This is a genomic window from Methylocucumis oryzae (assembly GCF_000963695.1).
Classification (GTDB): Bacteria; Pseudomonadota; Gammaproteobacteria; order Methylococcales; family Methylomonadaceae; genus Methylovulum; species Methylovulum oryzae.
Genome location: NZ_LAJX01000165.1, coordinates 1 through 3,573, shown reverse-complemented (window position 1 = coordinate 3,573; position 3,573 = coordinate 1). Strand labels below are relative to the sequence as shown.

2 protein-coding genes and 1 pseudogene are annotated in these 3,573 nt (G+C 43.2%); 2 read left to right on the top strand and 1 reads right to left on the bottom strand.

Annotated elements, in window-relative coordinates; translation table 11 throughout:
- A pseudogene (locus tag VZ94_RS15190) lies at positions 1–1,066 on the top strand (TRCF domain-containing protein); the annotation flags it as partial.
- Between the two features lie 11 nt (positions 1,067–1,077).
- Complete coding sequence (locus VZ94_RS15185; RefSeq protein WP_045779879.1) at positions 1,078–1,635, top strand: DUF2058 domain-containing protein; 558 nt, start codon at positions 1,078–1,080, stop codon at positions 1,633–1,635.
- Here the strand turns inward: VZ94_RS15185 and VZ94_RS15180 are convergent, their stop codons facing one another.
- Positions 1,636–3,255, bottom strand: a complete 1,620-nt coding sequence (locus VZ94_RS15180; RefSeq protein WP_045779878.1) for a GGDEF domain-containing protein — start codon at positions 3,253–3,255, stop codon at positions 1,636–1,638.
- Positions 3,256–3,573: the final 318 nt, after the last annotated feature.

The following is a 3,573-nucleotide window of genomic DNA, read 5'->3' as shown; positions in this document are numbered from 1 at the left end:
ATTAAAGAAGCGTGTTTGCGTGAAATTAAGCGGGGTGGACAAGTCWTBTTTTTTTCTGCATAACGATGTGAAAACCATGCCGAAAATGGCGTTGGATTTAGGTAAATTAATTCCCGAAGCGCGGATTGAAAGCGCCCATGGACAAATGCCTGAGCGTGAGTTAGAGCGCATTATGTTGGATTTTTATCATCAGCGCTTCAATCTATTGTTGTGTTCGACCATTATTGAAAGCGGTATTGATATTCCTAGTGCTAACACGATTATTATTAACCGTGCCGATAAGTTAGGCTTAGCGCAATTGCATCAATTACGTGGTCGGGTAGGGCGTTCACATCATCGCGCTTATGCGTATTTCATCGTGCCGCCTAAAGATGCAATGAGTAAAGACGCGCAAAAGCGTTTAGAAGCGATTGAGGCATCAGGCGATTTAGGGGCTGGTTTTATGTTGTCGTCGCATGATATGGAAATCCGAGGGGCTGGCGAGTTATTAGGCGATGACCAAAGCGGTCAAATTCAAGAAATTGGTTTTACGTTATATACCGAGTTGTTGGAAAGAGCCGTTAATGCGTTGAAATCAGGAAAACAGCCTGAGCTAGATATTCCACTGGATAAAGGGCCTGAAGTTGAGTTACAAACAGCGGCGTTAATACCCGATGACTATTTGCCGGATATTCATGCGCGTTTAGTGTTGTATAAACGCATTTCTAGCGCAGAAGCGGATGAGGACTTGCATGAGTTGCAAGTGGAAATGATTGACCGTTTTGGCTTATTGCCTGAGCCCGTCAAAACCTTGTTTGAGGTGGCCTCGATTAAGCTGCTCGCTGAACCTTGTGGTATTAAGAAAATCGATGCCCATGCGGTGGGCGGTAGTATTGTTTTTAAGGCTAATCCTACGATTAACGCAGAAAAATTAATTGAGTTGATTCAAACTGAAGCCGCTATTTACAAATTTGATGGCATGGATAAACTGAAGTTTATCAAGCCGTTTGCAAATACTGAGCAAAAAATTGAGTTTATCCGGCATCTTATTACATTATTAACTTTACCTGTTACCTCTTACAGTTAACGAGACTCACGATGAGTAAGCAAAAATTATCTTTACAGGAGCAATTGTTAAAATCTGGCTTGGCTACTAAAGCTCAAGCTAAAACCGTTCATGCTGAGAAGCTTAAGCAAACGCAAAGACAGCGTAAAAATCACATCGTTGTCGAGGATGATGCTAAGCAGTTAGCATTACAAGCACAAGCTGAGAAAATCGAACGCGACAAAGCGCTTAATCAACAGCGTAATCAACAAGAGCAACACAAGCAAGTGCTCGCGCAAATTAAGCAGTTAATTGAGTTAAACCGCTTAGCATTAGATAACAGCGATGATAGTTTGGCGTTTCATTTTAACGATAATAATAAAATGAAAACGCTTTATGTGTCAGACCTAATGCGTCAGCGTTTGATAAATGGTGATTATGCGATTGTTAAATCAGCGGAAACCTACGCGGTTGTGTCGGCCGAGATTGGTATAAAGATACAAGAGCGAGACGCGGGGAGTCTTGTTCTGTTAAATGAGCAAGTAAAGGCGGTCGCTGATGATAACGACCCGTATGCGGCTTTTGCTATTCCTGATGATTTAGTTTGGTGATTAGCCTAAGCAGCATTGGTTGCGGCCTTGTTCTTTCGCACGATACAAGGCTTGGTCGGCGCGCGCAAACGCGGCTTCGTGGGTGTCTCCGTCGATAAATTGGGTAATGCCACAGGAAACAGTAACGGCTAATAGCTCGCCATTGATGTTAATTCGACTTTGCTCAATGAGATAGCGTAATTTGTGGGCGAGTTTAAATGCCGATTGTTTATTCGTGTGCGGTAGCAACATCGTGAACTCTTCACCACCGAAGCGAGCAGTAAAGTCAGCTTTGCGGGCGTTTTCAGTAAATTGTTTAGCAACATGGATCAGTACTTTATCCCCTGCTTGATGACCGTATTGGTCGTTCACTTTCTTGAAAAAATCAATGTCCCAAACTATAAGGCTTAAAGGCGTGTGATAACGTTGCCAGCGAGTGATTTCGATAGTTAAGCGCTCATCATAAGCGAAACGATTAGGTAAGTCGGTTAAGGGGTCACGCATAGCATGTGTACTTGCTGTTTGCAGCTTAGACTTTAAATCACTGGTTTCTGACTCCATGGACTTTATTTTTTGGCTTAATTCGTCTAATTGCTTTTGGGTTTGCTCGCGTTGGGCTTGTTCTTTGGTTTTGTGCTCGTGGATTTCTTTGGTTATTTGAGAAATTTTAGAAGAAATAACCGCTTTTAATGGCTCTAGTTGCGTAGCCGCTAGAGAGCGGGTGTGCAATTCGTTCATTTGCTCAGAGACGGATTGGTCTAATTTACTCCGGTTAACACTGGCATCAATCACTGCCATGGTTGAGCCCGTGACCGCTTTGTCGAGCTCTGCCAGTTGCTCGGTAATAATGGCTAGAAATTTGTCGATTTCTTGCTGTTTAGGCAGGTTAGCGGCGTTAATTTCGAGTAAGAAATTAATCACGTTGTCGAGATGGTCATCTAGTTTATTGTTTTGAGCGCTGTTTAGTTGTTGTTTTAATGCCTGCGCTTTAGCTGTAAGTGCTTCCGGTATGTCTAAGCGCTCAATCAGCGATATTAAGTGTTTATTGATGGCAGGTTCATTAACCGCTGGGCTGGCAATAATGAACGGCAGTTCGCTGTTTGTCTGTTTAATGCGCTCTGGTTTTCGCTCAATAATTTCAGCAATCGATAAAAACAATTGTTGAGTGTTTAGTGGGTAGGTAAGGCTATCTCTTATGCTGACTAGCGCACTGTTTTGCTGAGGTTCTTGATAGTGGTGCAGTAAAAACTCAAATAATAAGTCAATGTCGCGGCGGCTAGCTGACTCATCAGTCTGAGCAACGGAGGTTGTTGCTGCGGGACGTTGCTCAGATGCGTCAGTAATACGGGTTAATACGTCGGTAAACTGCTCTAACTCGGCTTTTAATTGGACACTGTTGATGCCGCTTTTTAAATGGCTGCGAATACGCAATAAGTAAGGGTCAAGCTGATTGTCAAAACCAGACGCTGCAACGCTTAAGCGCACAATAGCTTTGCATAGCAATTCTTGCTCAAACTTACGCTCTTTTTCGCTTTGCTCTTGAGTATCTAATAAATCTAAATATTTATCCCGCCATTTGTCTGGAGCTGCTTCGGTAGTATTGCTGTTGTTTTTATTGGTTGATTTGCCGAATAACCCCATAGACTTAACCTCACACAGTGCTGGTTGGAGAAAAATAATGTACTTCAAACGGCCAAGTTTTTGATTTTTAGGTAGGGTGCGCTGCGCGTACCTTCATAACATCATTCAAAATCAATGAAAAAGATGCGCATAGCGCATCCTACGGCAATACAAGATAACGAAAACTGGCTACACACTTAAGACGGGACAGGGTGTTTAGAACGACAGAAAACTGCTCCTCGGCAATAGCTCCTGCATTGCTCTACCTCCTGCATCCGTGCAGTCGTGAGTTTTCTGCATTCACCACATCCTTGTGGCTTCAGGTGTCGGCAGCAGGGA